The following is a 26,050-nucleotide window of genomic DNA, read 5'->3' as shown; positions in this document are numbered from 1 at the left end:
ATCTGGCCTGTACTGTGAGTCATTCCTTTTTTCTTAATGACTTTCTGTATGGGTCAGTTTTTTTAACAGTAAAATAGTTTTTGGAAACGCATTATGCGGGACAGAAGGCTTCGGCTGGTTTGAATTGGTATAAATATTATAATGGAGGTACTGAAAATGAATAACGGTACAGTAAAATGGTTCAACGCAGAAAAAGGATATGGATTTATCACAAATGACGCAAACGGTGAGGATGTGTTCGTTCACTATTCTTCCATCGTTTCCGAAGGCTACAAGAGCCTTAACGAAGGACAGAAGGTTACCTTCGATATGGAATCTGACCCGAGAGACAGCAGAAAACTGAGAGCAGTTAACGTCTGCGCAGCATAAGAGAAATAAGAAGTATTCTATCGTCCATTGTACCACGTTTTCTGGTCCGACCATTAGAATATTTATATCGAGTCAAGAGGGTTGTCGCATTAACGATTGATAAATCGTGAAGGCGGCAGCCTTTTTTTGATATTCGGAACCAAAATTCTTTTTTTCATACTCCCGATATCATAAGGAGGCCCGTACTCCGGTATCAAAACTGTCTGTTCATAAAGAAGCTTTACCGGAATTCAGCTACTGCAGCCGGGAAAGCGGGAAATGCTGCTTTATGGTGCAGGCGTGGAATGGTGTCTCATGGGCGTTGACTGGGGGAAGAGGGGGAGATTATAATGGGAGGGAAAAGAAAGGATGGCTTGGGAGGAAGGATATGGGAATTACGGATTTTAAGGAAAAGGCTTCTCATGGGGATGTGTTGATGCCGATTCAGCGGTATCGGTGTTTTGTGCCGTTCTCTTATCAGGATTTGTCCCTGCATTGGCATGATGAGGCGGAGGTGGCGTGGATCGCGGACGGGGAGATTGATTATGATATAAATTTTGAGACCTTTCGGGTGGTAAAGGGGGATATTTTGTTGATTTCCCCGCATACGCTTCATTCGGCGCATGCGCTCAGGGGGGAGGAGATGATTTCGGAGAGTCTGGTTTTTCATCTGGATATGCTGGGATATCAGACGCCGGACGCGTGTACGATTAAGTATATCAGTCCGCTTCAAAAGGGGAAGTACCGGTTCGTTCCCGTGGTTAAAGAGGGGGAGCCGGGGCATGAGGCGCTGCTTGGGTGTATAAAGGAGATGCTGACATGCCTGGAGGATAAGAATTATACGCGTTTTGCTGGCTGCCAGGAGGCTGGCGGGGAAGTGAGAAGGCGGGAGGGGATCGAGCTTTTTATGAAGGAGCAGCTGTTCCGGTTTTTCCGGCTTCTGTATCAGTATGGATATGTGGTGAAGAATGAAAGCTCGGCCAGTGATTCGGAGCTGGAGCGGAAGCTTAAGGCTGTGTTGGGATTCATCCAGGAGCACTACACGGAAACGCTGACCATTGAAGAACTGGCGGAGGTGTGCCATTTCAGCCAGGCACATTTTATGAGCTTTTTCAAACGGTTTGTGGGGATGACCTGTGTGGAGTATATCAATCATTACAGGCTGTCACGGGCTGCTGCTGCGCTGGCACAGTCAGATCAGCCGGTGATGGAGGCGGCGTTGGAAAACGGATTCCATAATATTTCTTATTTTAATAAGTTGTTCAGGAAGGAATTCGGCATGACGCCGAAGGAATACAGAAGGGCGGCAGGAAAACCGGAAAAACATTAAACGATATAGACTTATACAAATAAACGTGCTAGAATAAATGAATGCAGACTTATTATTAAAAATATAGAAGTATGTAATGAATAGCGGGTTGCTTGAGGGGGATTTACATGGAACAACTAAAGAAAAGCCGGGGCAGGAAACTGTACGGCGCCGTCGCTGTTTTTCTGGCAGTGAACCTGGCTGCGGTTATTATTATCGGCGTGAGGGAAGCGGCTGTTATAAATAGGCGGATGCAGCAGCGGGCGGAGGACACGGCTGCACAGTTTGAATCGGTTATGGAGAATTACAGGCATTCTTTCAGGCTGTTTGTGGAGATGATGCACAATGAGATTAAGAGCAGCCCTGACCCGGACAGTATCTGGGATTTCCTGAAGGGGATTGATTCCACTATGCTGGAAATTGAAGGGGATACCTTTGACGGATTGTATATGTATTATCAGGGGCGTTATCTTTACAGCTGGGATACGCCGTATTCCCAGTATGAGGAGACAGGATATGTGGCTACGGAGCGGCCGTGGTACAAGGACGCGGCGGCAGGCGCAGGTGAAATCGTATTTACGCCGCCGTATATGAGCTATGCCAATCATTACATACTGACTACGCTGTCTCAGCTTCAGCCGGACGGCGAGACTGTTTTTGCATATGATATTAAGATGGGTGACATTCAGCGTCTGGTATCCTCCATGGAGGAATACAAGAAGGAAGAGATACTTATTTATGATAAAAACGGGACGGTAATCGGCAGCACAAAGGAGGATTACCTGGGAGGCAGCCTGTTAGCGTCCATGGACGCGGTCAGCGGCGCGGTGGAGGCGGCCAGGGCGGAGCTTGAGGCAGCGGATCCGGCCGATGGGGAACAGTATTCCAAAGCGGAGGAGCAGCTCAGGGCGGCGGAAGTCTTCTGCAGCTTCCGTCAGGGCTTTCAGCCCGAATTCGACAGGCTGGCCGGGGCGGAATCGGAGACGGTCTGTGTTCCGCTTAACGGAGGCAGGTATTACGGACTGCTGCTGGGGGCGGGGGATTATCATTTCCTGGTGCTGGTTCCGGTGTTGTCCATGCTGACGTCTACGCTGGGATACTGGCTTGTTCCCCTTCTCCTGCTGGAGCTGCTGCTGATTTATGTATTCAGCCGGATCGGCAGGGAAATGAAGAACCGTGAACTGAAGAGCGCATATATTGAACTGGGGCAGACACAGAAACGCCTGGAGCTTGCTTTGAACGCCGCACAGAAGGCGGCGGCCATCGATGACCTTACGGGCCTCATGAATTTCAAATCCTTCCGTTCCCAGATGGAGAGCTGTCTGGAGCAGATGGAGGATGAGGAACGTGGGATTTTGATTATGATTGACGGTGATCATTTTAAGCATATCAATGATCGGTATGGCCATAGTATGGGGGATGAGGTGATTAAGCTCACAGCCCAGATGATTATCGGCCGTATCCGTACCGTCGATCTTGCTTCCCGTCTGCATGGCGATGAATTTGCAATTTTTGTGTCCAATACCGCTGATTATACGGTTGCCAGAGGAATTATCGGGGATATTAACCATTCCATTGCCAAAGAGGCAAAGAGGCGGAATATGCCTTCCATTACGATTTCAGCAGGAGCGGTGGTTGCCAAAAGGGGGGATTCCTATGCGGCGCTGGCCAAAGCTGCGGATACTGCGCTGTACAGCGCCAAGGAAACCCATAACGGAGGCTTTGCGTATAACGGCTGAAAAACAGCGGTCAGAGGTTAAGATTCTCCTGCCGGCCGGATAAAGTGCGGTGTTGTAACAGTTCACGCCATGGTTATAGGGTATTTATGGATTAACCCATTGCGGTGGGAGATTTTTTCTGATAAGATAAGGTGTCCGGTAAGAGACTATAAATTTTCCTGTTTCTGATTCCAAACAGTGAGATTTATGGTCTTTTTTTTCTGCGGCGCATTCCTGACGGATTTGCGGCGGCCCTGCCGGAGGATAGGCAAATATCCCGCCGCAGGCAACGGGGCATCCGGCCCTCGCGGCAGCCGCTAAATGCCCATGCAGGCATGGCGCCTGGTTCGTTGCACGCGGAAATAAATGATGAAAGACAGATGCGGCCAAAAAAGATGCGGCCGCGGAAGGAGTATGTTAATTAATGAATCAGGATTTTATGAAAACAAAACCTATTTTTCCGTTGGTATTGTCCATGTCCCTGCCGATGATGCTGTCCATGCTGATCAATTCCCTTTATAATATTATTGACAGTATGTTTGTGGCCAGAATCGGGGAGGATGCGCTGACGGCGGTTTCTCTTGTTTATCCGCTTCAGACGCTGGTAGTATCCATCAGCGTCGGGTTCGGCGTGGGCATCAATGCGGCGGTGGCTTTTTTCCTGGGGGCGGGAGAGAAAGAGAACGCCGACAGGTCGGCGGCACAGGGGCTGCTTCTCAGCCTGCTGCACGGCGCGCTTTTGTCTGTGGGCGGATTTTTGTGCATTCCGTATTTTCTGCCTCTGTTTACTTCAGATGCCAGAATCCTGGACTGGGGAATGGAATATGCTTATATTGTCCTCAGCTTTTCCATGGTGATTACCGTTCAGATTGCCTTTGAAAAAATATATCAGGCGGTGGGGAACATGCTGGTCCCCATGGTTTGTATGGCGGCAGGCTGTATTACCAATATCATTCTGGATCCGGTTTTTATTTTCGGGCTTGGGCCCATCCCGCGTCTGGAGGTAAAGGGGGCGGCCATTGCTACGGTTATCGGCCAGGTGGTAACCCTGATTTTGTATCTGATCTGGTATTTCTGCAAGGATATGGGACTGTCCCTGGGACGGCGGAATATGAAGCTTACGGGTGAAATCTGCGGTAAGCTGTATACCGTAGGCGTGCCCTGTTCCCTGACCATGGGGCTTCCGTCACTGCTGATAACCGTACTGAACGGTTTTGCGGCTGCTTTTTCCCCGGTATATATTTTGATTCTGGGCGTTTATTTTAAGCTCCAGTCCTTTATTTATCTGCCTGCCAACGGAATTGTCCAGGGGATGCGTCCCATACTCAGCTATAATTACGGCGCCGGGGAAAAGAAGCGGATGAGACGGATTATACAGATATGCAGCGTGATGATTCTGGTGATCATGGCGGCGGGAATGCTGCTGTTCCTCCTGGCTCCGGGAATCATAATGAAGCTGTTTACGGCGGATGTTGTTACCGTACGGGAAGGCTCTGCCGCTTTGCGGATTATCAGCCTGGGCTTTGTGGTATCCGGTGTGAGCGTGATTTGCTCCGGCGCGCTTGAGGCTTTGGGAAAGGGCTTTGCCTCCTTCCTTATCTCCCTGCTGCGGTATCTGGCCCTGATCGTGCCCGCCGCCTGGCTGGGCATCCAAATCGCCGGGGTCACGGGCATCTGGACCGCTTTTCCGGTAGCCGAGTTCCTCACCGCAATTGCAGCGGCTGTGATTTTTGCCGTAATCTACCATAAAAATGTGGGTTCCATCCCTTCCTGAAAATCGACGGTAAGCCAAAGGAGAACAGCACATGAAAAGTACACGGTCCCAATTGAAAAACAGAGGAATGGCTTCACCGGAGGAAATTGCCGCCTGTGCGTCCCTGCCGTGGGAGCAGCTTGTGGAGGAGCTGCGCAGCCCGGATCCCTGCCGTCGGACCGCCGCCGCCCGCTGTATGGATCCGAAAAGTAAGGCTGCCGCCGTCCTGCTGCTGGAACAGCTGGCGCAGGAAAAGTGCCTGTATACAAGACTGGCCATTTGTGAAACTCTGGAAAAGGGCACGGAAGAAACCGCGGAAAAAATGCTTCCCTGGCTGGGACGGATAGGAAATAACCAGTATAAGGCCCTGCCGGATAAGGTGTCCGCTAAAAAATCCTTTCCCCTTCCCCGTGACCTGATTGCCCGTTCCCTTGCAAGAATGGATACGGCGTTTTTCCCCCTTCTTCTGCAGCTGTTTAATACAGGCAGTGAACAGCAGATATCGGAAGCGCTGGATGCGGCGGGCTTCATGGCTTTTTACCATCCGGCCCTGGCGACCGGGGAAAATGCGGAACGGATTCTTCACCTCCTGCATTCCCACAGCGGCAGTGAGATCATTGTATGGAAGGTGCTGCTCTGCCTTTCCGCCTTCCCTGTACCGGAGGCCGTGCGGATCCTTGAGGGATATGCGGTCAGAGACGACATTTTTGGAAAAGAGGCCCAACGCTCGCTGCATCTGGTGGAAAGGAAAGCGTTTACACCGCATTAGCAGGAAAAGAAAGCTCCTCCCAATGGGTGGTAAGCCATAATATCTGCTCCCTGAAATCCACTGCCTTTCCGGTCAGGGATGGGGTAAAGCAGTCAGGCTGTATCCACCACGGAACCTCAATGCACCAGGAAAGGCGCAGGGCATCCCCGACGTCTGCCAGGGAAAGGGGCATATGCAGTGCATATCCATCCACAAAGGCACGGATTTTCTCATAATTCAGCTGCCCATCCTCCAAAGCGAAGGACAGGATCGCCCTGCCCACATCATGCCAGGGATAGCTGTAGCAGTTCCGGTCAAAATCAATGACCGCCTCCACGCCTGTCTCATGAAACAAAAGATTGTCCGGCGTAAAATCCTCATGTGCAATCCCTCTGGGCAGCCTGTCAAAAAAATCCGGCGGAAGCTGCTTTACAATGGCTTCGCACGAAAGCAGCGCCCTGCGGTAGGCCGCCGGCATATCACAGGTAAGCTGCCTGGTTTGCCTGCGCAGGGTCTGGCATAGCGAATCCATAGTATAACCGCCGAACGCCGGAAAGCTCTTTTCAACGCTCCCGGTGAGCCTGGAAAAAGCCTTATGCAGGTACCCGCAGGCGCTTCCGAGGCTTTTCATCTGCGCGGTGTTGATTGTCTGCGCATTCTCGTTTTTCCCCTGGCAAAAAGACATCACCATATAAGCTGTACCGTCGTCCAGGAACCGTATGATTTTCTGCCCACACCGGTATACATGGGGGCAGGCCACGCCGTACGCCTCCAGCATTGCCTGCCGTTGCAGCGCGGACTCAATCCTGTTTAATTTCTCCCTGCTGAACCGTTCCCTGCTGTATTTTTTTACCAGAAGCTCACGGTCTCCGGCTGACGCCCTCCATAATTGGTTCAGCCAGCCTCCGTTAACTGTGGTAATATTAGATATAACCATGCCAAAGCCTGCTTTGATGTCGGCAATAATTTTCTCGTCCATACAGAACCATATCCCCCCTGAAGTAATTACGCTGCTTTCAGCGTACCACAAATCATACCGCCTTTCCACTTCAACCGGCGCTAAAAACGGTTAATGGAACGGGCAGACAGGAGAAAAAAATGATTGTGCCAATGACAGAAGAATATGCCGTCCGCTATCTGGACTGGAGTTACCCGGAGCCCTATGAATTTTACAATATTCCAAGGGCGCATTACGATGAATGCCTGGAAGAAGTCATGGAAAACCTTCCTTACTGGTTCGCAGTAATTGATGAAAACGACCGATTGCTCGGCTTCTATGAATTTTCCTTCCATGAAGAAAATGAAGAAAAGGTCATGGAAATCGGCCTTGGCTTATGCCCTGAGGAAACCGGAAAAGGAAAGGGGCTGGAATTCGTAAAACAGGCAATTGCCCATGGCCGCCGTCATTTCTGTTTTCCTGACGGCCCGGTGGTATTGCGTGTCTTGGATTCCAATCAACGCGCAATAAAGACCTATGAACGGGCCGGATTTAAGGTTTATGGAGAACAGAAGGCCAGTTCTTTTGGGAAGCCGGTTACTTTTCTGTGTATGAAAAACTCCGGTTTGTAAAAAATATTATGCGATAGCCTGAATTAAAATATGTTCTGTACCGTCTTCGCTGATCTGCTTAATTTCTCAATTTTCATTCATAAAATCAAAAATCCCTGGCAAAACTAAAATCAATAGCAAATGATACAATCCGAGGCACCGCACCCACAGCCGTCCATTCCGCCGGCTCCCGGCGCGGTGCCCCGGCCCTGTAATCCTTCCCTGCCATAATCATGCCCATCTTAATTTAACCCTCCCTAATGAAAGGAGCCGATCCATGAAAATGACCTTCCGATGGTATGGGGATAACGATCCGGTAACCCTGGGGCAAATCAGACAGATCCCAGGCGTCACCGGCATCGTATCAGCCATATATAACATTCCCGTAGGTAAAGTCTGGCCCGTTGAGGCCATCAGGGAACTGAAAGAAAAAGTCAGCCGTTCCGGCCTTGCGCTGGAAGTGATTGAAAGCGTTCCGGTGCATGAGGACATCAAGCTGCGCCGGGGAAAATACCAGGAATATATAGAGAATTATAAGGAAAATATCCGCAGGCTGGCAGCAGAGGGAATCCGATGCATCTGCTATAATTTCATGCCGGTTTTTGACTGGACGAGATCCCGCCTGGATCAGCCGCTGCCGGACGGTTCCAATGCCCTTGTTTACTATAAAGAGGATGTGGACAGGATGGATCCGGCAAAGATGTCCCTGCCCGGTTGGGATGCTTCCTATTTTCCGGAAGAGATCGAAGAGCTGATCCGGGAATATCAGCTTCAGGGCATTGAAGGCCTTTGGGAAAATCTGAAGTATTTTATCCAGGAAATCATTCCGGTCGCCATAGAATGCAATGTGAATATGGGCCTTCACCCGGATGATCCGCCGTGGCCCATTTTCGGAATTCCCAGAATTATCACGGACGAGGCTGCCATTGACCGTTTCCTTTCGCTTTATGATGATCCCCACCATGGCCTCAGCCTTTGCAGCGGCAGCCTGGGCTGCGCCGCCTGCAACGATATCCCGCATCTGGTTCGCAAATACGGAAAGATGGGAAGAATACATTTTGCCCATATGAGGAATGTCAAAATACTGGAGGACAGCTCCTTTGAAGAAAGCGCCCATCCTTCCTTCTGCGGCTCCCTGGATATGGTGGAAATCATGAAGGCCTATTATGAAACCGGATTTGAGGGCTATATGAGGCCGGATCACGGAAGAATGATCTGGGGTGAAACCGGAAAACCCGGCTATGGCCTTTATGACAGAGCGCTGGGCGCCGTATATCTCATGGGAATCTGGGAAACGTTAGAAAAGGAATGGAAAAAACGATGAATGATAAAACAGAACAAAACGCCGGAAATATAAGGCCCTTCGGCATGCGGGATAAAATAGGCTACATGTTCGGAGACTTTGGAAACGATTTTACGTTTATATTTGCCAGCTCTTTTCTCATGGTATTTTATACAAAGGTATTGGGAATCAGCGGCCTTGCCGTGGGTACCCTTTTTCTGGTGGCAAGATGCGTGGATGCGGTGACGGATATCACCATGGGCCGCATTGTGGATATGAGCCGTACCGGCCGGGATGGGAAATTTAAGCCCTGGCTGCGCAGGATGAGCGCGCCGGTGGCGCTGGCAAGCTTCCTTATGTACCAGTCCGGCCTTGCAGGCGCCTCCATGCCGGTAAAAATGATTTATATGTACGTAACCTATCTTTTGTGGGGAAGCATTTTTTATACGTCGATAAACATTCCCTACGGCTCCATGGCGTCCGCTGTCACCTCAGATCCGGATCAGCGAACCTCGCTGTCCACGTTCCGCGGTATCGGCGCGACGCTGGCAGGGCTGGTCATCGGGGTGGGGGCGCCTCTTCTTATTTATACGACGGACGCTGCGGGAAATCAGATCGTAAGCGGTCCGCGTTTTACAGCAGTGGCAGGCCTGTTTTCCCTGCTTGCCATTGTCTGCTATTTTATCTGCTACCGCTGCACTACGGAGCGGGTGCGTATGGACAGGATGGGGAACCGGGAAAATGCAACGCTGGCAAGAACCTTCCGTACTGTTTTTTCCAGCAGGGCCCTTCTGGCGATTATCGGGGCAGCCATCGGCCTTCTGCTGAGCCAGCTTTTAATCCAGTCCATGAACCAGTATCTGTATCTGGATTATTTCCGGAATACCAAAGTGCTTTCCGCGTTCAGCCTGGTTTCCACCGTGGTGTCGCTGGCCATTGCAGGCGTTACCGTCCCCCTTTCCAAACGCTTCGGGAAAAAAGAAGTGTCTGCGGCGGCCACCTGTTTTTCCGGCGTGGCCTACCTGATTCTGTATTTCATGCACATTACCAGCGCATGGCTGTATATGATTCTCTCTGTCATCGGATTTCTGGGAGTGAACCTGTTCAATATGGTGATTTGGGCGAATATTACGGATGTGATTGATGATCATGAGGTAAGGACCGGAAGCAGGGATGACGGTACGGTGTATTCTGTCTATTCCTTTGCCCGTAAAATAGGACAGGCGCTGGCCGGAGGGCTGGGCGGCGCTGCGCTGCAGGCCATTGGCTACGATGAGCTGGCTACGGTGCAGAACGCCAGGGTGGTGGAAGGCATTTATGCCACAGTCAACCTGATCCCCGCAGTCTGTTTCCTGGGCGTGGCAGCTATTCTTGCCTTTGCCTATCCATTGAGCAGAAAAAAGGTGGAGGAAAATGCCGCCATATTAAAAAAGAAAAGAGAAATGGAACAGCGCTCCTGAAAGGGGCGCTGTCTTTCAGATCCATCCCCCGTCAATGGTGATGATTTGCCCGGTCATATAAGCGGGCGCCGTTATAAGCTGGCCAGCCAGGGCGGCCACCTCCTCCGGCCTTCCGATTCTGTCTGCCGGAATTTCTTCGATGAGAGAGGCCATTTCTTCAGGGGCAAAGCAGCGGTTCATATCGGTATCGATTACCCCGCAGGCAATGGCATTGACCTGGATATTGCTGGGAGCAAGTTCTTTTGCCAGCGCCTTTGTAAGACTGTTGACCCCACCCTTTGAAGCGGAATAGGCGGCTTCCATGGAAGCGCCCGCCTGCCCCCATACCGATGAAATATTAATGATTCGTCCCTGCTTGGCGTGCACCATCAGCGGAATTGCCCTTCGGCAGGTATAAAAACAGCTGTCAAGATTGGTTGACATAACACGTTTCCACTGGGAAACGGACATATCGGAAAGAAGTCCGATGTGAGAGATGCCCGCATTATTAATCAGTACATCCAGGCGGTTCAGTCCGTCAAACAACCGATCCACAGTCTCCGGATCGCCCATATCGCCCTGGAAAATGTGACAGGAAATGCCGTATTTTTTTTCCAGGCCTCCGGCAAGCTCCTTCAACCGATCCAGTGAATTCAGGCAGGTCAGCGTAAGATCAAAGCCCTGCCTGGCCAGCTCTTTGGCTATAGCTTCCCCGATCCCGCGGGAGGCTCCGGTAATTAATGCTTTCTTTCTCATAGGGTTCTCCTTTTATGAACTTGGTGTCTTCCTATTGTAACATATCCTGAGGAAGGTTGAAAGCTGCGGCCGAAACCGGTATAATGGAAACAACGGCTGGATAAGCTTACAATAAAGAATGGTAAAGGGGTAGTGATTATGCATGATTTGATAATTATCGGTTCCGGTCCTGCGGGGCTGAGTGCTGCGGTATACGGAAGAAGAGCCGGATTTTCCACGTTGGTAATAGAGAAAAATCCCATGAGCGGAGGTCAGGTGCTCAACACCTATGAGGTGGACAATTATCTGGGGCTGCCCGGAATCAACGGTTTTGACATGGGGATGAAGTTCAGGGAGCATGCGGAAAAAATGCAGGCGGAATTCATGGAAGCGGATGTGCTTGGCGTGGAGGATTCCGAGGATTGCAAGCTGGTGAAAACAGCGGAAGGGGATTTTGAGGCCAGGGCGGTTATTATAGCCTCCGGCGCTTCCCACAGCCATCTGGGCGTGCCCGGAGAAGAGGAACTGAGCGGAATGGGCGTTTCCTACTGCGCCACCTGTGACGGCGCTTTTTTCCGGGGTAAGACGGTAGCGGTGATAGGCGGCGGAGACGTGGCGGTTGAGGATGCCATTTTCCTGGCCAGAGCCTGTGAAAAGGTATATCTGATTCACCGCAGGGACAGTCTCAGGGCGGCACAGTCGCTGCAGAATACCATGCTGGCGCTGCCCAATGTGGAGGTTTGCTGGGACAGTGTAGTGGAAAGCATCAACGGCGACGGCCAGGTAAGCTCTCTTACCATGCTGCATAAACCGAGCGGAGAGCGGCGGGAACTTCCTCTTCAGGGCGTTTTTATCGCAGTTGGCATTAAACCCAATTCCGAAAGCTTTATCTCCAACATTGCATCAGATGAAAAAGGCTACCTTATCGCGGGCGAGGACTGCACAACCAGTATGCCCGGCGTATTTGCCGCAGGCGATATCCGTACCAAGAAGCTGCGCCAGATTGTAACCGCCGTGGCGGACGGGGCCAATGCGGTGGAGGGCGTACAGGAATATTTCCTGCAGTAATATTGTAATTGGTAACTGTTCAGTACCACTCACAGTTACCGCTAAAATCCATCCTAAATCGCCTTTGGCGATGGATTTTAGCACTCCTGAATCACTTTCTTACGGTCAGCGCAAAACGCTGGCCTGCTGAACAGTTATTGTAATTGTTCAGTACGGCGTATCTTCTTGAATGGCTCTTGTATTCAAGAAGCATCGGATGTTCATCCAATGTAAATTTTAAATATTACGTAACAACTTTTATTGTTAATTATTGCCAGTATGTAATATAAAATCTGTAAAATTCAAAAAATGTTCACAATTTGGAAAGGAAGGCTGAGTGCCTTCCTTTCCTTGATTTTATGCGGTTTTGCAGGCTTTTTCTCTTTAGAATCGCTTTTTGTGTAAAGGTTGACAAAAAATGGCGGCGGTGGTATAGTTAACAACAGATGTAATAATTTCGTAACAAATGTAACAGTTCAAATGATTTTTTGGAGGAACTCATGAAATATACACGCGTGAAAGCTGTAACATGTGCAATCACTGCTTCCGCAGTAATATTTGGTACAGCTGCTATGCAGGCAAGTGCAACCGGTGTATCTTATGAACTTCCGGCAGCAGGCATCGGCCTGACGCTGGATGAAGGCAGTTCCCTCACAAGTGTACAGGAAGAAGCAGACCAGAGCGAAAAGGCTGCACAGACTGTCCAGACCGCACAGGAATCCTCAGAGGTAACATCTGTGGATATCGAAACCGGAATGACAGGAGCAGGAGAATCATCCATTGACGCACAGGTTGATTCCCATATCCAGGAACAGCAGACAGAGGCGGCGATTACCAATGGTATTGGCGTGGCAAGCGTACTGGATGCGGTGGAAGCTCCTGAAGCCGAAGCATCTGTGTCAGACGTGGTTCTGACAATCGGCGAGGATGCGGTTCTGAGCGGACAGGCTACCGTGCAGGGAGAAGCTCTTGCACAGTCGAAGACAATTGTTGAACCTGTAGACCTGAAGGAAACACAGACTGCCAAATCAGAGACAACCCAGACACCTGAACAGGAGCAATCCTCACAGGCAGTTAATAATAGCCAGGAAAAAGAATCCGAACCGGAAAAGGAAGAAAGCAGGGAATCTGAATCCCAGACCGAAACCTCTTCCGAAGAAGAGTCAAAGAAGGAAACCGAATCCTCTGCTCAGACCGAATCTTCATCAGAAGCTTCTTCTGAGACTAAGACGGAAGCTTCCTCTGAGGCAACAACAGAAACCTCATCTGAGACAACAACGGAATCTTCTTCTGAAACAACTACAGAGACTTCAACGGAAACAACCACTGAGACCACGACCGAAACAAGCAGTGAGACAACAACAGAAACTACAACAGGGACAAGCACAGAGGCAACAACGGAAACCGCTTCCCAGGCACCTTCGGAAACAGCAACGGAGTCTGCAGCAACAGAAACTTCTTCTGAAGCTTCCGCAGAAGCAGCTCCGGCAGCAGAGACAACCTCTGCGGCAGCAGCCGTTTCATCACACGGTGAATCAGTTGCGGATTTCGCAGTGCAGTTTGTCGGCAACCCTTATGTATATGGCGGGACAAGCCTTACAAACGGTGCGGACTGCTCCGGTTTTGTAATGAGCGTATATAAGAACTTCGGTGTTTCCCTTCCTCATTCCTCATCTGCAGACAGAAATGTAGGCACGGATGTAGGCGGACTGGAAAATGCACAGCCCGGAGATATCGTATGCTATACCGGCCATGTGGGAATCTACATCGGCGACGGACAGATCGTACATGCCAGCACGGCAAGCACCGGAATCAAGATTTCTGAGGCGGATTACAGAACTCCTGTGGCAGTAAGAAGAGTTCTTCCCTGAGAAATAAATAATAATGAAAAGTAACAGAGGATATGTTCTTAGGAGCATATCCTTTTTGTTATGCAGAAAGAGTGGGTGATGGTGTTTGCCTGTCAGGAAAAAAATGCTCCGGAAGCGTACCAAAGAAGCTCATCAGGTTTGCGCTTCCCCTCCTGTTAGCCAGCCTGCTCCAGTCCTTTTACAGTATTGTGGATATGGATATGCTTGTTGTGAGGAATATAGCACGTGAAACGGGGCTTGTGGCAATCAGTAATGCTTCCATGTTGAGTTTTGTCATTAACTCCGTCTGCATCGGCGTTACAATGGGCGGAACGGTTTTAATTGCCCAATATAAAGGTGCGGAGGAACAGCAGGGGCAGACAGTAACCGTTTGGAACATTTGGCTGCAATGCTGAATTACTTTGGTGTATCCGTTGCTGCAGCATCCGGTGTAGGGCTTAAAATAAATACGTTTGCAGGAATGCCCTGCTGGACAATAGGGCAGGCGGTTTCACCGATTCTGCCGGTTGTCACAGGTCTGATTTACTTTAAGCGCAAGTCCTGGGAAAGCAAAAAAATGATACATCACAGGACATGAAAAGCAGTCTGGCACGCCGTTTGCAGAGGGATGGCAGGAGACAGATTTTTTTCAAAAATCAGTTAAAAATATATTATTGTCTGACACTTTCAAAATTATCTGAAAAGGCACTGAATTTACCCGGATTGTAGATTCTGCACAAAATTTGTCGAAGTATGTAGAAATAAGAGTTTTTTAACCACAAAGTTATCCACACAGAAAAAGCGGTATTTTTGGGGATTATGGAGTTATACACGAACTTATACACATTATCCACAGGTTGAGAAAATATTTCAGTGCTGTTCGTAAGAACGTAAAATGGAACGGGTGTTTTGGCAAGTTCCACGAATTTTACAAAATAATTACAAAGTTATGTCATTTCACATTGACAGAAACAATTATAAATTTTCAGTTAAAATTCTGAAAACATTGCATGCCGGTGTGGGGATATGTTATAATCCAAATAAGGACAAAAAGATATGCCGCAGGATGTGGACAGGCAATATGGTCTTTGTTCCTAATATGAAACAGAAGGGATGATCGGCATGAAATTCATTATCAGCGGAAAGAACATCGAAATAACACAGGGGCTTCGCAGCGCAGTGGAATCGAAGATTGGCAAGCTGGAAAAGTACTTCACCCAGGACACGGAAGTACATGTAACGCTGAGCGTTGAGAAAGACAGACAGAAGATTGAGGTGACAATCCCGGTAAAAGGCAGTATTATCAGGTCGGAGCAGACAAGCAATGATATGTATGTATCCATCGACCTGGTTGAAGAGGTAATTGAGAGACAGCTTAAGAAATATAAGAATAAAATTACGGACAAGCATCAGTCAGGCGGCAACTTCCAGCAGGCTTTTATTGATAAGGATTATCCGGAAGAAGAGGAGATCCAGATTGTCAGAACCAAGAAATTCGACATTAAGCCGATGTATCCCGAAGACGCATGTATCCAGATGGAACTTCTGGGACATAATTTCTTTGTTTTCTTCAATGCGGAAACAGAGCAGGTGAACGTAGTGTATAAGAGAAAAGGCAATACCTACGGATTGATTGAACCGGAATATTAAGAGTTAAGCAAGTGAGATAGAAAAGGGGGCCGCGCCCCCCGGGATCGATGGATCACCGGGGGCGCGGCTTTTTTTGAAAAGAAAGAGAAACGGTACATTATAAAAAAGCAAAAAAGATTAATATTATTGACAAGCAAAATAGAGTGATATATTATTAGTAAAAATGATGAATAAATAGCCTTAAAAAACAGTGTAAATTACAAGTTTGGACAAATTATAAAAGAGGTTTTATGGAAAATTCTGATTTTTGTATTATGATTTGGGTTAAACCAAATGCATAAATTGTATAAAATATACAAAAATATAAAAATTACCTGATTGTTGATATTTACCAAAGGTTTTGCCGAAAACAAAGAAATGAGGTGCTGTAAAATTATGAATCAGGAGAATAAAGAAATTGCGGACATCCTGCGCAGAGAAGTAAAGCAGCTGCAGTCCGACCGGCTGATTAAATTGGAGTCGGAAAGAAAACTCGAACGGAGGCTTATGGTTGGCAGGCAGCGTATCCGGGAAGTAATTAATCAGCTCGTATCCGAAGGGCTTCTTATCAAATATGAAGGGAAAGGCACATATGTCACACCCATTGTTAAAAATAAATACATAAATCTTATATGTTCTCCCAGCATCAAACTTAATGATCCCTTTTATAACAGGATGCTTATGGAGCTGACTGGCTATTCGGCAAAAAATAGCGTAAACATGATTCCATTGACTTTGGAAACGCTGGAAAACGGTGATATGATTTCACCGGTCCTTATGATTGGTAAGTTTGAAGAAGAAAATCTGCAGAAAATAAAAAAAATATACCCCCATATCATTTCTTTTGAAAATTATCCTAATCATGATGATTTTGCACAGATATATTTCGATCATTTTAAAATCGGTATGAATGCAGCTAAGGTTTTGAGTGGCTATGGACATAAGAAGGTAATACATATCACTGGGCCTGGTACTTATGCCTCAGCTCTTTACCGTAAGAACGGTTTTATCAGAGGGGCAAGAAAAAATGGGATTGAGAATGTAATTCTGGAAAGCAAAATGAACTTCAGGGGAGGCTACGATCTTGCAGAACGGGTGGCTAATCTGGTCATGTTTCATAAATACACGGCGATATTTGCAGCAAATGACTGGATGGCGATTGGATTAATTCAGGCGTTGAGGACAAAAGGAATTGAAGTTCCGGATCAAGTTTCCGTGCTCAGTGTAGATAATATACCGTTGGCAGGGCAGTTTGCTCCAGCATTAACAACCTATTCTCTGGATGCAAATATGATGATTGCAGAATGCTTTTCATTGATGGATGCTGTGGATAACCGTATGGAAAGCAATGATGTTGAGGAGCAGAAGTTCCATAAGAGAATAATTCTGCAGCCGGTGCTGATAACCAGGGATACACTTAAAAAACGGGAGGAACAGCCTCATCCCGGCAGCTGATTTATAAGCCTGGCTGTATGATGGAAAAAAGAATGTCCTTCCCCTGAAAGAGACAGGACCGTGTTAATTGTGGCATGTTATTTTACAGATAGGCGTACAGTGACCGGAATAGGGGATTAAAAATCGGATTTCCTGCTGCAGGCAGCGGGGAACCTGACCCTTGCGGTAATTGCCAGGCAGAGAAGGGAACCTTTGGTTTTCAGCATAGTTGGCAGTCTGGCTGGTGATACCCGGGTAAATATAAATTAAAAAAGCGGAGGAAAAGCGGATGAACAATCAAGTAAATGTAAAGGTGGATGCAGGTGTTTCTATAGGGGTACAGGAACATCTCTGGCGTTACATAGGCTATGACGAGTGCAACTATACTTATATCCCTGAGGGAGTGGATTTATTGAAAAAATTTGCTGCACTGGGAGATGCACCCTATTATTTCAGGACCCATTTCATGTTCTGTACGGGCAACTGCCATGGAACTTATAAATTCGGTTCCACCAATATTTATTGGGAAAACGAAAAAGGGGAGCCGGTTTATGATTTTACCTATTATGACTATATCATAGACGCATTTCTTAGTACCGGAAACAAACCCTTTATAGAGCTGGGCTTTATGCCAATGGATTTGGTGGATACCAATTATCTGAGACCGGCAGCGGGCAACTGGGAAAAATACGGACGATATAAAGAGGTAGGCTGGACCTGCCCTCCGAAGGATTATGATAAATGGCATGATTTCATTAAGGCGGTTGCGTCCCACCTGGTGGAAAAATACGGGGCGGAAGAGGTAAAGAGCTGGTATTTCGAGCTTTGGAATGAGCCGGATATTTTCTATTGGAGCGGGACTGCGGCGGAATACTGCAAGTTATACGACTACACGGAGCATGCGGTGCATGAGGTGCTTCCGGAATTAAGGCTGTCAGGCCCTGCGGTAACCGGTATTTTTGAGGGCGGCCATGCGCAGAAGTTTTTCCGCTTTTTCCTGAACCACTGCAGGGACGGTGCGAATTTCTGTACGCAGGAAAAGGGAACACGGCTGGATTTCATTACCTTCCATGTTAAAGGCGGCGGCTTCCCGTTTGAAATGCATGCTCCCAAGGCCGTGCCTTCCGTAGAAAGCCTGGTGCATCAGGTGAAGCTGGGGCTGGATATCATTCAGGAGTACGGCTACCAGGACTGCGAGGTGGTGCTTTCAGAGGCGGACCCGGACGGCTGGGCAGCGGGCGGCATCTATGACAATGCCAACATGATTTTCAGAAATACGGAGTATTATGCGACCTACGTTGCTTCCACCTATGAAAAAATCGATCAGCTCAGCAGCCAGTACGGCATCCGGGTAAGGCCTCTTGCATGGGCATTCATGTTCCCGGGAGAAAGGTGTTTTGAAGGAACCAGAACTTTTACCACACAGGGAATCGATAAAGCTGTATTCAATATGTTTAAAATTTACGGCTCTCTGGGAAACGAAAAGCTTTCCTTTGAAAGCGATGGCACAAAGAAGCTTGAATTCCTGAAGGAGCCTGAAATCGGCGTAAAAAATCACAGCCAGTACACAGGCGAGGGCGAGGATACGGATGTGGCGGGCTTTGCCGTAAGAGGGAAAAACGGGGAAATCCAGATTGTTATTTACAGCCACTGCAACGACCGTGACAAGGTGGAGGATCAGAAAATCAGCTTGACGGTGGATGGGATCGGTGAAAAAGAGGTGAAGATCAGACATTACCGCATTGATTCCGAGCATTCCAACCCGTATGCGGAATGGGTGAGACAGGGCAGCCCGCTGTTCCCGGAAGGAGAGCAGTATGATGCAATTAAGGCAAGAGACGGCCTGGAGAAGCTGTGTGAGGATGAAACGGCTGCGGTTAACGGAGCCCTCAGCCTGGAATTCAGTCTGCCGGCGCATGCAGTCTCTTATCTGGTAATTGAGTAAAGCATTTGGCCGCGGGAAATGCCGGCCGTAAGAAAAGGTCAGCCGCAAGGAAATGCCGGCCATAAGGAAATACTGGCCATAAGGAAATGCCGGCCATAAGGACACATAACAGGCTGCCAATTGGGACAGCTTCAGCTTCCGGCCTTTTGCAAAAGGGCCGGAAGAAAAAGGGGGTAAAAAAATGAGCATGGATTTAAGCGGAAAAACACTGGGGATTATCCACGCATCCCATATTACAATTCAGGCGATGGAGCCTTATATCAGGGAATATATTCCTGAAGTGGAAATCATGCATCTGTGTGACGATACGATCCAGCGGGATAACATTAAGGCAGGGGCAGGCGTTATCCCCAAGGTTAACTATTTTAAATTTGCCCAGTATGCGCATAATCTGGAGGAAGCCGGCGTGGATTTAATCCTTTTGGCCTGTTCCACATTCAACTATGCGGCGGAGCTTGGCAGGCCACTTGTAAATACGCCTATTGCGCAGATTGACCGTCCGATGATGGAGAAGGCTGTCAGGACGGGAAAGCGGATCGGCCTGCTGGCGACGCTTGCCACAACGGTGCCGTCCTCGGAAAGGCTTCTGGATATCGCGGCGGCGGAGGCGGGAATGCAGATAGAGCGGAAAACGGTTTTATGCAGCGAGGCCTTTGAAGAGTATTCCAAAGGAAATATTGCCAGGCATAACGAGATACTGGTGGAGGCAATCGACAGGCTTTCGGAGGAGGTGGACTGCATCGTCATGGCGCAGCTGTCCATGTCCGCGCTGGCGCCGTTTTTAAAGGATACCAGGGTGCCTGTGTACAACAGCGGTGAGACAGGGTTCTTAAGAGTCCGGGAAATGCTTGAGAACATGGAATAAGGAGGGGACCGGCAATGCTTAATCAGGAGAAAAAGCAGGAACTGGAAATACAGGCCAGGGAAATCAGGAAAGACATTGTAACGATGATCGGTGTGGGGAAGGCAGGACATCTGGGAGGCTCCTGTTCGCTGGCGGATATTGTTACGGTTCTGTATTTTTATAAAATGAGGCATAACCCGGCGCAGCCGGACTGGAAGGAAAGAGATCGTTTCCTGCTGAGTAAAGGGCATGCGGCGATTGTCCAGTATGCCGCTTTGATGGAATGCGGCTATTTTGACAAGGAAGCCTATATCCATACGCTGAAAAAGCTGGGAAGCCGTCTGCAGGGACATCCTGACATGAGAAAGCTTCCGGGCATTGAAGCCAATACAGGCTCTTTGGGACAGGGGGTATCCCTGGCGGCGGGACTGGCGGCAGGCCTTAAGCTTGACGGGCTGGACGCTAAGGTCTATGTGGCGGTAGGAGACGGCGAGCTTGCGGAGGGGCAGCTGTGGGAGGCATTTATGGCGGCTTCCAATTTTAAACTGGACAATCTGCGTGTCATTATTGACAGAAACGGGCTGCAGGCAACCGGAAAGACCATGGATCGGTTCCGGATTGGCAGTATTGAGGATAAGATGCGTTCCTTCGGATTTGAGGTTATGGTAATTGACGGCCATGATATGGGACAGATTGCCGATGCTTTTGACAAAGCGGATGATATCAGGGAAAAACCGGTCTGCATCATAGCCGATACCGTAAAAGGAAAGGGAATTCCGTTTGCAGAAGGGGTCGCAGCCTTCCATAATGGAACGCTTACGCAGGAGCAGTACGAAGAAGCGCTGCAGGCTTTAGGCTGTGTCAGCAGAACGGAGGCGTAAAATGGGGGTACATAATCAGAGAAAAGAATACGGCAGCATGCTGGTGGAGCTGGGAAAGAAGAATCCGGATATCGTGGTGCTGGAAGCGGATCTGGGAAAATCCACCATGAGCTGTATGTTTGAGGAAGCATTTCCGGACAGATATTTTGAAATGGGGATTGCGGAGCAGAATATGACAAGCTTTGCGGGAGGCCTTGCGCTGGCGGGAAAGGTGCCGTTTACCAACACGTTTGCCGTTTTCGCCTCAGGAAGGGCGTATGATCAGATCAGGCAGAGCATTGCAACGGCGAAGCTGAATGTTAAAATCGTAGGATCCAGCTCCGGTATGTCGGATTTCGGAGATGGTGCGACGCACCAGTCCATAGACGACGTGGCAATTATGAGCGCAATTCCCAATATGACGGTATTCACGCCATGCGACGGGCTTGAGGTGCGCCGGGCGGTTGAGGCTGCTGCGCAGCTGGAAGGCCCCTGCTACATCCGGCTGTGCAGAAATGATCTGGAGGATATTTTCCCCGCTGATGCAGCCTACAGGATTGGTGAGCCTGTGGTTTTGCGCGAGGGGACGGATGTGACGGTTTTTACCCATGGAATTATGGCGCATGAAGCGCTGAAAGCGGCCGCAACGGCAGAGAAAGAAGGGATCAGCGTAAGCGTGGTCCACATCCCCACCATCAAGCCGCTCAATGAGGAGGCGGTAAGAACCCTGTCGGCCGGGAAAAAGGGCGTTGTAGTCTGCGAAGAATGCAGCATTCGCGGCGGGTTGAATATGCTGGTCAGCTTTGCCCTCAGGGGAAGCGGCATTCCCATGGAAAGCGTCGCTGTCATGGATGTATTCGGGCAGTCCGCGTCCTCCCATGAGGAACTGCTGGAATATTATGGGCTGGATGCAAAGAGCATATATAGGAAAATCAGAAAGGCAGCGGGAAAACAGGAAATATAGCCGGATTGGGACTATTTACGGGACAGGCGGCGGAAAGCTGCAGAGCAAGGAGGGAATTTGCAAATGAAAATAGGTTTTATCGGTCTTGGAATCATGGGAAAACCCATGGCTAAAAATCTGCTGAAGGCAGGGTATGAGCTGAATATATGCGATATCAACAAGGATGCGGTGGCTGATGTAGCCGCCTCCGGCGGCAGGGCATACGATACGCCCAGGGAAACGGCGGCAGAAAGCGATATCATCCTCACCATGCTTCCCAACTCCCCTCATGTAAAAACTGTAATTGAAGGGAAGGACGGCGTCCTGGAAGGCATGAAGCCGGGAACGATCCTTGTGGATATGAGCTCCATTGATCCGAACGTTTCCATAGAGCTGGAAAAGGAGGTGGCGGCGGCCGGCGGGGAAATGCTGGATGCACCGGTGAGCGGAGGAGAACCCAAGGCGGTGGATGCCACGCTTTCCTTTATGTGCGGCGGAAAGCAGGAGGTGTTTGACAGGGTAAAGCCGATTTTGGAGAAGATGGGCTCCTCTATCGTTCTTGTAGGGCCAGTGGGAAGCGGGAATATGACCAAGCTGGCCAATCAGATTATTGTGGCGGTAAATATTGCCGCATTGTCTGAGGCCCTGGTTCTGGCCACGAAATCCGGCGTAAATCCGGAGAATGTCTACAAGGCTATCCGCGGCGGGCTGGCAGGCAGTACGGTTATGGACGCCAAGGCGCCGATGATGCTGGACCGTAATTTTGATCCGGGCTTCCGTATCGAGCTTCATATCAAGGATCTGACGAATGCGCAGAATGCGTCCAAGGCCGTTGGCATGGAACTGCCCATGACGGACAGGGTGCTTGATATGATGAAAAAACTCCAGGAAGAGGGGCTTGGAAAATGTGATCACGCAGCGGTGCTCCGTTATTATGAGGAACAGGAAAATATAGAGGTGAAACGCTGATTAATTTCGGCGATGGCTGTGAAGGGACGGAACAGTTATAAACGCTGACTGTTCCGTCAGGAAGGGGAAGGCTATGAAACTGGGATGCTGCCTGAATATGCTGGGGGACAGCAGCGAACCGATTGGCCGCAGATATATGAATTTGCTGTACCGGGAGGGGTATGATTACATGGAGCTTCCGCTGGCGCAGATAATGGAGCTTTCGGAGGCTGGATTTGAGGAGCTTCTTTCACAGATACAGGAGTCGGGAATTCCCTGTGAATGCTGCAATAATTTTTTCCCGGCTTCGGTAAGGCTGACAGGGGAGGAAGCTGATCCGCCCAAAATCAGCGAGTATGTAAAAGGGGCAATGGACAGGGCGGTCCGGCTGGGAGCGAAAATAATTGTATTTGGCAGCAGCGGCGCCAAAAATGTGCCGGAGGGGTTTGATTATCGCAGGGCTCTCTGCCAGACGGCAGATGCACTTCGCATCATTGACGCTTTTGCGCTGCCCGCGGGAATCCGCATCGCCATCGAGCCGCTCAACCGCAGGGAAAGCAATATTATATGCAGCCTGGAGGAGGGAGCGCTTCTGATGAAGGAAGCGGACAGGTCTTCCATCCGCCTGCTGGTGGATTATTATCATTTTATGATGGAAAAGGAGAACCTTGAGACTCTTGGCGCGCTGACGGAGGATATCATACATGTGCATTTTGCAGAACCGGCGGGGAGAAGCTTCCCTACAGCGGAACAGGAAGCGTACAGGGAATTTTTCACCGTTTTAAAAGAGAAGGGATACGACGGCAGGGTGAGTATTGAGGCTTATGGGAAGGAGCCGGAGAAGGAGCTTGAGAAGGCGGTTTTTATAAGAAAATACTTGTAACTGTCAGGGATGGGACAGGTTTAAATATTTTTGATAAGCTCTATTGACGCCGGCATATGGGGAAGTGGGTATGGATATAAAAAAAGTGGTTTTGATTCCGGATTCCTTCAAAGGGACGCTATCATCCACCAGGGTCTGCGAAATTATGGACAGCAGCATAAAACGCCGATTCCCGGATTGCGAGGTGATACAGATCCCGGTGGCGGACGGAGGGGAGGGCACGGTGGACTGCTTCCTGCAGGCTGTGGGCGGCAGAAAACGGACGGTGCGGGTGCCCGGCCCCTTCCTGGATCCGGTGGCAGGTTTTTACGGAATCCTGGAGAACGAAGAAAGAACAGCTGTCATTGAAATGGCGGCATGCGCCGGCCTTCCGCTGGCGGAGGGCAGGGAGAACCCGGAAAAGGCCAGCACCTATGGGGTGGGCGGGCTGATTGCGGATGCGCTGGAACAGGGCTGCAGGGAATTTGTGCTTGGCCTGGGCGGGAGCGCGACAAATGACGGCGGCTGCGGCATGGCGGCCGCGTTGGGAGTGCGTTTCCTGAATAAGGAAGGAAAGCCTTTTCTGCCTGTGGGCGGGAACCTTTTGGAGCTTTGCCGCATCGATATGTCGGGACTTCATCCCGCCTTGAAGGAATGCCGGTTTACCGCCATGTGCGATATTGATAATCCCATGTATGGCCCGCTGGGCGCCGCCTGTATTTTCGGCCCCCAGAAGGGGGCGGATGAAGCCATGGTAAAAAGGCTGGATGCAGGGCTGCGGCATCTGTCCGGTGTGCTGGCAAGGGATCTGGGCAGGGATGTTTCCGGGCTGCCGGGCGCAGGAGCGGCGGGTGGCATGGGAGGCGGCGCAGCGGCCTTTTTGCAGGCGCAGCTGCGTTCCGGCATTGAAGTGGTTCTGGACACTGTCCGGTTTGATGAAAGGATAGAGGGGGCAGACGTTATTTTTACCGGAGAAGGAAGGCTGGACTGCCAGAGCCTGATGGGCAAGGTAGTGGGAGGCGTGGCGCAAAGAGCAAAACGCAAAGGGATTCCGCTGGTGGCGGTAGCGGGGAGCATTGATGAAAACACAGGGGATATCTACACCTCCGGCGTCAGCGCCGCATTCAGCATAACGAGGAAGCCCGTCCCGTTCAGGGAGGCGCGTAAGTCCAGTGAAGAAAATCTGGCGTTTGCCATGGATAATATCTTACGGCTTCTGGCAATATCGGAAGGAAACAAAGCCGGGACAAAAGGGTGAGACGGGGCCATGAGAGGAAGGCGGTGCCGTGAGAACAGGGCGGCGCCGTGAGAAGAAGGCGGAGCCGGAGTTAATGCCAGAGGCATAGCCGCAGGTTAAAGGACTTAGCGGGCCTGTTCCTGCATATATTGGATAGAAAAGACCTTTGGAGCCGCCATGAAACGCTGCGGAAAATTAAAACATGCAATTTTAATAGAGATGGTGCTTATCCTTCTGCTGCTTGCGGTCAGACAGGCCGGAGGAAGGCCTGCAAGCGTGAACTCAGATTCTGTGCTGATGGAGGAAAATGCAGAGGAAGAAACGGGAAAAGACTATATTAAGTGGGTGGACTTCAATGTTTCCTGTGAAGCCCTCAGTCAGGCCTATGAGACGGACGTGGATACCTACAGGGAGGATTATCACATTGACTGGATTTCCCTGCTGGCCTATACTGCGGCCAGGAACGGCGGCGAGTTTGGAAAACAGGCACTGAAGGATATGGATGCCCTGACGGAAAAGATTAAAAACGGGGAAACCACTCTGGAAGAGGCGACGGCGGATCTGAAGAACTATGATTATTTCCGCGAAGCCTACGATGCCGCGCTGGGCGGTATGGTAGGCGAATTCCTGCTGCAGGAGCAGGATGAATCCGGGAATCTGGTATGGAAACGGAAATATGGCCTGAAGGCCTATTCACCCATTGCCAAGGGTTTCCCCTATACCGACTATGATGATTTCGGCTCTTCCAGAAGCTATGGTTACAAGAGGCCGCACCTGGGGCACGACATGATGGGCCAGATTGGCACCCCTGTGGTGGCTGTGGAATCAGGATATGTGGAGGTGATGGGCTGGAACCAGTACGGCGGCTGGCGTATCGGCATCCGCAGCTTTGACGGAAGGCGCTATTATTATTACGCCCACCTGCGCCAGGATTATCCGTTCGCGGAAGGCCTGGAGGAGGGCAGCGCGGTGACTGCCGGCGACATCATTGGCTACATGGGCCACACCGGGTATTCCAAAACAGAAAATGTGAACAACATTAAAACCGTCCATCTCCATTGGGGGCTGGAGCTGGTTTTTGACGAATCCCAGAAGGAATCGGACAACGAAATATGGATTGACTGCTACCAGCTTTCCCGCTTCCTCTATCTTAACCGCTCTGAGGCGGTGAAGGTGGATGACAGCAAGGAGTGGAAGCGGGTGTACGACATGGAGGATCCGGCGGTGGAAAAATACCTGGAGGAGCATGGAGACGCTGTTTCCGGAAATTCGGTTTCCGGGAACGGGGTGTCGGAGAATGGTTTGGAATAAGGGAAGCGTAATTGTATTTTTATTCCCGCGAGCAACGAGCCAAGTAGCCATGCTTGCATGGATATTTGACCACTGCATTTAATATTTTTGTCTGCCAGTCGCTGCGGGAGGGAGGAATTCCCTTTGCAATCAAAACGGAACGCCCCAACAAGGAAACCATCGCTGCGATGCTGGAGGCGGAAAGGATTGCGAAAGATCAGTCGGTAAAGGGCTACACCGATTTGGATGAACTGTTCGCAGGACTGAAGAAATGAGAGAAA

Annotated in this window: 24 protein-coding genes and 1 pseudogene; 22 read left to right on the top strand and 3 right to left on the bottom strand. The window is 49.8% G+C overall.

Features of this window, described 5'->3' with window-relative positions; all coding sequences use genetic code 11:
• Nucleotides 1-156 precede the first annotated feature (156 nt).
• The 5 genes from DXC51_RS15715 (at nucleotide 157) to DXC51_RS15695 (ending at nucleotide 5,897) form a co-directional block, all read left to right on the top strand.
• Nucleotides 157-369: a cold-shock protein gene (locus DXC51_RS15715; RefSeq protein ID WP_025490286.1), complete on the top strand. Its 213-nt coding sequence runs from the start codon at nucleotides 157-159 to the stop codon at nucleotides 367-369.
• Nucleotides 370-736: 367 nt separating this feature from the next.
• Entirely contained in the window at nucleotides 737-1,678 is a 942-nt protein-coding gene (locus tag DXC51_RS15710) for an AraC family transcriptional regulator (protein WP_117544893.1), read from the top strand.
• A 107-nt stretch (nucleotides 1,679-1,785) separates the two neighbouring features.
• On the top strand, nucleotides 1,786-3,396 hold the full coding sequence (locus DXC51_RS15705; RefSeq protein WP_117544892.1) for a sensor domain-containing diguanylate cyclase: 1,611 nt from the start codon (nucleotides 1,786-1,788) through the stop codon (nucleotides 3,394-3,396).
• A gap of 403 nt (nucleotides 3,397-3,799) precedes the next feature.
• Nucleotides 3,800-5,149, top strand: a complete 1,350-nt coding sequence (locus DXC51_RS15700) for an MATE family efflux transporter (protein ID WP_117531245.1) — start codon at nucleotides 3,800-3,802, stop codon at nucleotides 5,147-5,149.
• Between the two features lie 31 nt (nucleotides 5,150-5,180).
• On the top strand, nucleotides 5,181-5,897 hold the full coding sequence (locus DXC51_RS15695; protein ID WP_117544891.1) for a hypothetical protein: 717 nt from the start codon (nucleotides 5,181-5,183) through the stop codon (nucleotides 5,895-5,897).
• On the opposite strand, the gene DXC51_RS15690 is transcribed toward DXC51_RS15695, so the two are convergent.
• On the bottom strand, nucleotides 5,884-6,855 hold the full coding sequence (locus DXC51_RS15690; RefSeq protein WP_117544890.1) for a phosphotransferase: 972 nt from the start codon (nucleotides 6,853-6,855) through the stop codon (nucleotides 5,884-5,886). The two genes, DXC51_RS15695 and DXC51_RS15690, sit on opposite strands and share 14 nt — an antisense overlap.
• A 119-nt stretch (nucleotides 6,856-6,974) precedes the next feature.
• Here DXC51_RS15690 and DXC51_RS15685 point away from each other — a divergent pair, with 119 nt between their 5' ends.
• Nucleotides 6,975-7,445: a GNAT family N-acetyltransferase gene (locus DXC51_RS15685; RefSeq protein WP_025490294.1), complete on the top strand. Its 471-nt coding sequence runs from the start codon at nucleotides 6,975-6,977 to the stop codon at nucleotides 7,443-7,445.
• An 85-nt stretch (nucleotides 7,446-7,530) separates the two neighbouring features.
• On the opposite strand, the gene DXC51_RS30285 is transcribed toward DXC51_RS15685, so the two are convergent.
• Complete coding sequence (locus DXC51_RS30285; protein WP_021639450.1) at nucleotides 7,531-7,665, bottom strand: hypothetical protein; 135 nt, start codon at nucleotides 7,663-7,665, stop codon at nucleotides 7,531-7,533.
• Between the two features lie 36 nt (nucleotides 7,666-7,701).
• Here DXC51_RS30285 and DXC51_RS15680 point away from each other — a divergent pair, with 36 nt between their 5' ends.
• Together DXC51_RS15680 and DXC51_RS15675 are read left to right on the top strand one after the other, a co-directional pair.
• A complete protein-coding gene (locus tag DXC51_RS15680; protein WP_117544889.1) occupies nucleotides 7,702-8,748 on the top strand; it encodes a mannonate dehydratase in 1,047 nt (348 codons plus the stop codon).
• On the top strand, nucleotides 8,745-10,166 hold the full coding sequence (locus DXC51_RS15675) for an MFS transporter (protein WP_044915665.1): 1,422 nt from the start codon (nucleotides 8,745-8,747) through the stop codon (nucleotides 10,164-10,166). Before DXC51_RS15680 ends, DXC51_RS15675 begins: the two co-directional genes overlap by 4 nt.
• Before the next feature lie 15 nt (nucleotides 10,167-10,181).
• Here the strand turns inward: DXC51_RS15675 and ymfI are convergent, their stop codons facing one another.
• Nucleotides 10,182-10,901 carry an elongation factor P 5-aminopentanone reductase gene (gene ymfI / locus DXC51_RS15670; protein ID WP_117544888.1) on the bottom strand — a complete coding sequence of 240 codons (720 nt, stop codon included), beginning with the start codon at nucleotides 10,899-10,901 and terminating at the stop codon, nucleotides 10,182-10,184.
• 138 nt (nucleotides 10,902-11,039) lie between these two features.
• On the opposite strand from ymfI, the gene DXC51_RS15665 reads away from it, so the two are divergent.
• The 14 genes and pseudogenes from DXC51_RS15665 (at nucleotide 11,040) to DXC51_RS15595 (ending at nucleotide 26,044) form a co-directional block, all read left to right on the top strand.
• On the top strand, nucleotides 11,040-11,948 hold the full coding sequence (locus DXC51_RS15665) for an NAD(P)/FAD-dependent oxidoreductase (RefSeq protein ID WP_117544887.1): 909 nt from the start codon (nucleotides 11,040-11,042) through the stop codon (nucleotides 11,946-11,948).
• A gap of 479 nt (nucleotides 11,949-12,427) precedes the next feature.
• Nucleotides 12,428-13,798: a C40 family peptidase gene (locus DXC51_RS15660; protein WP_243003214.1), complete on the top strand. Its 1,371-nt coding sequence runs from the start codon at nucleotides 12,428-12,430 to the stop codon at nucleotides 13,796-13,798.
• A gap of 89 nt (nucleotides 13,799-13,887) precedes the next feature.
• A pseudogene (locus DXC51_RS15655) lies at nucleotides 13,888-14,181 on the top strand (MATE family efflux transporter); the annotation flags it as partial.
• A gap of 718 nt (nucleotides 14,182-14,899) precedes the next feature.
• Nucleotides 14,900-15,427, top strand: coding sequence for a ribosome hibernation-promoting factor, HPF/YfiA family (gene hpf, locus DXC51_RS15645; RefSeq protein ID WP_025490300.1), 528 nt, complete (start codon nucleotides 14,900-14,902; stop codon nucleotides 15,425-15,427).
• Between the two features lie 375 nt (nucleotides 15,428-15,802).
• Nucleotides 15,803-16,861, top strand: a complete 1,059-nt coding sequence (locus DXC51_RS15640) for a substrate-binding domain-containing protein (protein ID WP_021640383.1) — start codon at nucleotides 15,803-15,805, stop codon at nucleotides 16,859-16,861.
• 268 nt (nucleotides 16,862-17,129) lie between these two features.
• The gene (locus DXC51_RS15635) at nucleotides 17,130-18,785 is read left to right on the top strand and encodes a GH39 family glycosyl hydrolase (protein WP_117544886.1); all 1,656 of its coding nucleotides are present in this window, start codon (nucleotides 17,130-17,132) and stop codon (nucleotides 18,783-18,785) included.
• A 181-nt stretch (nucleotides 18,786-18,966) separates the two neighbouring features.
• Entirely contained in the window at nucleotides 18,967-19,650 is a 684-nt protein-coding gene (locus DXC51_RS15630; RefSeq protein ID WP_021640386.1) for an aspartate/glutamate racemase family protein, read from the top strand.
• A 14-nt stretch (nucleotides 19,651-19,664) separates the two neighbouring features.
• The gene (locus DXC51_RS15625; RefSeq protein WP_117544885.1) at nucleotides 19,665-20,510 is read left to right on the top strand and encodes a transketolase; all 846 of its coding nucleotides are present in this window, start codon (nucleotides 19,665-19,667) and stop codon (nucleotides 20,508-20,510) included.
• 1 nt (nucleotide 20,511) lies between these two features.
• Nucleotides 20,512-21,453, top strand: a complete 942-nt coding sequence (locus DXC51_RS15620) for a transketolase family protein (protein ID WP_117544884.1) — start codon at nucleotides 20,512-20,514, stop codon at nucleotides 21,451-21,453.
• 63 nt (nucleotides 21,454-21,516) lie between these two features.
• A complete protein-coding gene (garR, locus tag DXC51_RS15615; RefSeq protein WP_021640389.1) occupies nucleotides 21,517-22,401 on the top strand; it encodes a 2-hydroxy-3-oxopropionate reductase in 885 nt (294 codons plus the stop codon).
• Between the two features lie 73 nt (nucleotides 22,402-22,474).
• Nucleotides 22,475-23,263, top strand: coding sequence for a sugar phosphate isomerase/epimerase family protein (locus DXC51_RS15610; RefSeq protein WP_117544883.1), 789 nt, complete (start codon nucleotides 22,475-22,477; stop codon nucleotides 23,261-23,263).
• A gap of 70 nt (nucleotides 23,264-23,333) precedes the next feature.
• Nucleotides 23,334-24,500 (top strand): glycerate kinase family protein, encoded by a 1,167-nt coding sequence (locus DXC51_RS15605; protein WP_207660863.1) that lies wholly within the window; start codon nucleotides 23,334-23,336, stop codon nucleotides 24,498-24,500.
• A 156-nt stretch (nucleotides 24,501-24,656) separates the two neighbouring features.
• Nucleotides 24,657-25,790 carry a M23 family metallopeptidase gene (locus DXC51_RS15600; protein WP_117544882.1) on the top strand — a complete coding sequence of 378 codons (1,134 nt, stop codon included), beginning with the start codon at nucleotides 24,657-24,659 and terminating at the stop codon, nucleotides 25,788-25,790.
• A 53-nt stretch (nucleotides 25,791-25,843) separates the two neighbouring features.
• Nucleotides 25,844-26,044 carry a type II toxin-antitoxin system RelB/DinJ family antitoxin gene (locus DXC51_RS15595; RefSeq protein ID WP_117544881.1) on the top strand — a complete coding sequence of 67 codons (201 nt, stop codon included), beginning with the start codon at nucleotides 25,844-25,846 and terminating at the stop codon, nucleotides 26,042-26,044.
• Nucleotides 26,045-26,050: the final 6 nt, after the last annotated feature.

The organism is Eisenbergiella massiliensis, assembly GCF_003435485.1.
This window is presented reverse-complemented; position numbering and strand designations above follow the sequence as displayed.

Coding starts and splice junctions, on each gene's coding strand:
- DXC51_RS15695 (WP_117544891.1), top strand. CDS start 5,181: ATGAAAAGTACACGGTCCCAATTGAAAAACAGAGGAATGGCTTCACCG.
- DXC51_RS30285 (WP_021639450.1), bottom strand. CDS start 7,665: ATGGGCATGATTATGGCAGGGAAGGATTACAGGGCCGGGGCACCGCGC.
- DXC51_RS15715 (WP_025490286.1), top strand. CDS start 157: ATGAATAACGGTACAGTAAAATGGTTCAACGCAGAAAAAGGATATGGA.
- DXC51_RS15610 (WP_117544883.1), top strand. CDS start 22,475: ATGAAACTGGGATGCTGCCTGAATATGCTGGGGGACAGCAGCGAACCG.
- garR (WP_021640389.1), top strand. CDS start 21,517: ATGAAAATAGGTTTTATCGGTCTTGGAATCATGGGAAAACCCATGGCT.
- DXC51_RS15660 (WP_243003214.1), top strand. CDS start 12,428: ATGAAATATACACGCGTGAAAGCTGTAACATGTGCAATCACTGCTTCC.
- DXC51_RS15635 (WP_117544886.1), top strand. CDS start 17,130: ATGAACAATCAAGTAAATGTAAAGGTGGATGCAGGTGTTTCTATAGGG.
- DXC51_RS15710 (WP_117544893.1), top strand. CDS start 737: ATGGGAATTACGGATTTTAAGGAAAAGGCTTCTCATGGGGATGTGTTG.
- DXC51_RS15605 (WP_207660863.1), top strand. CDS start 23,334: ATGGATATAAAAAAAGTGGTTTTGATTCCGGATTCCTTCAAAGGGACG.
- hpf (WP_025490300.1), top strand. CDS start 14,900: ATGAAATTCATTATCAGCGGAAAGAACATCGAAATAACACAGGGGCTT.
- DXC51_RS15665 (WP_117544887.1), top strand. CDS start 11,040: ATGCATGATTTGATAATTATCGGTTCCGGTCCTGCGGGGCTGAGTGCT.
- DXC51_RS15700 (WP_117531245.1), top strand. CDS start 3,800: ATGAATCAGGATTTTATGAAAACAAAACCTATTTTTCCGTTGGTATTG.
- DXC51_RS15680 (WP_117544889.1), top strand. CDS start 7,702: ATGAAAATGACCTTCCGATGGTATGGGGATAACGATCCGGTAACCCTG.
- DXC51_RS15600 (WP_117544882.1), top strand. CDS start 24,657: ATGAAACGCTGCGGAAAATTAAAACATGCAATTTTAATAGAGATGGTG.
- DXC51_RS15630 (WP_021640386.1), top strand. CDS start 18,967: ATGAGCATGGATTTAAGCGGAAAAACACTGGGGATTATCCACGCATCC.
- DXC51_RS15640 (WP_021640383.1), top strand. CDS start 15,803: ATGAATCAGGAGAATAAAGAAATTGCGGACATCCTGCGCAGAGAAGTA.
- DXC51_RS15620 (WP_117544884.1), top strand. CDS start 20,512: ATGGGGGTACATAATCAGAGAAAAGAATACGGCAGCATGCTGGTGGAG.
- DXC51_RS15705 (WP_117544892.1), top strand. CDS start 1,786: ATGGAACAACTAAAGAAAAGCCGGGGCAGGAAACTGTACGGCGCCGTC.
- ymfI (WP_117544888.1), bottom strand. CDS start 10,901: ATGAGAAAGAAAGCATTAATTACCGGAGCCTCCCGCGGGATCGGGGAA.
- DXC51_RS15685 (WP_025490294.1), top strand. CDS start 6,975: ATGATTGTGCCAATGACAGAAGAATATGCCGTCCGCTATCTGGACTGG.
- DXC51_RS15690 (WP_117544890.1), bottom strand. CDS start 6,855: ATGGACGAGAAAATTATTGCCGACATCAAAGCAGGCTTTGGCATGGTT.
- DXC51_RS15625 (WP_117544885.1), top strand. CDS start 19,665: ATGCTTAATCAGGAGAAAAAGCAGGAACTGGAAATACAGGCCAGGGAA.
- DXC51_RS15675 (WP_044915665.1), top strand. CDS start 8,745: ATGAATGATAAAACAGAACAAAACGCCGGAAATATAAGGCCCTTCGGC.